At 67.9% G+C, this 1024-nt stretch carries 1 protein-coding gene; it reads right to left on the bottom strand.

What is annotated here, in order from left to right; genetic code table 11:
- A partial coding sequence (gene ilvA, locus BO1_RS48970) for a threonine ammonia-lyase, biosynthetic (RefSeq protein ID WP_028223795.1) occupies positions 1–1024 on the bottom strand: 1024 nt, incomplete at both ends.

Below are 1024 nucleotides of genomic sequence, written 5' to 3'. Positions count from 1 at the left end.
TAGTGGAACAGGCTGATGTTCCAGTTCGGCGCCATCGACGAGAGGAAGCGCATCAGCGCGCCCGGGCGCTCCGGGAACTCGAAGCGGAACAGGCGCTCGTCGTGCGCGAGCGGCGAGCGCCCGCCCACCATGTAGCGGATGTGCTGCTTGGAGAGCTCGTCGCCAGTGAGATCGACGCACGGGAAACCGTGATCGACGAAGGCCTGCGCGATGGTCTGCGACTCGCCGCGGTTGCGGATCTGCACGCCCACGAAGATGTGCGCGCGCTCGGCGTCGTCGATGCGGTAGTTGAATTCGGTCACGCTGCGCGTGCCCACCAGCTCGCAAAATCGCTTGAAGCTGCCGCGTTCCTCGGGGATCGTCACCGCGAACACCGCCTCGCGCGCCTCGCCCACCTCCGCGCGCTCGGCCACGAAGCGCATGCGGTCGAAGTTCATGTTCGCGCCCGAGGTGACCGCCACCAGCGTCTTGCCCTCGATGCCTTCGCGCTCGGCGTACTGCTTGGCGCCCGCCACGGCCAGCGCGCCCGCTGGTTCCAGCACGCTGCGCGTGTCCTGGAAGACGTCCTTGATGGCGGCGCACAGCGCGTCGGTGTCGACGGTGAGCACGTCGTCCAGATATTGCTGGCACAGGCGGAAGGTTTCCGCGCCCACGAGCTTGACCGCCGTGCCGTCCGAGAACAGGCCGACTTCGCTCAGCTCGACGCGCTGGCCCGCCTTCATCGACTGCGCCATCGCGCACGAATCGTCGGTTTGCACGCCGATCACGCGGATCTCGGGGCGCACCGCCTTGACGTAGGCGGCCACGCCCGCGGCCAGCCCGCCGCCGCCGATCGGCACAAAGATCGCATGAATCGGGGCCTGATGCTTGCTGAGCACTTCCATCGCCACCGTGCCCTGGCCGGCGATCACATGCGGATCGTCAAACGGATGCACGAAGGTCAGCCCGCGTTCCTCCTGCAGGCGCACGGCGTGCGCGTAGGCGTCGCTATAGGATTCGCCGGCCTGCACGACCTCGACGGTGG

This window comes from Paraburkholderia oxyphila NBRC 105797 (assembly GCF_000685075.1).
In the GTDB taxonomy this organism is placed as follows: domain Bacteria; phylum Pseudomonadota; class Gammaproteobacteria; order Burkholderiales; family Burkholderiaceae; genus Paraburkholderia; species Paraburkholderia oxyphila.
This window is presented reverse-complemented; position numbering and strand designations above follow the sequence as displayed.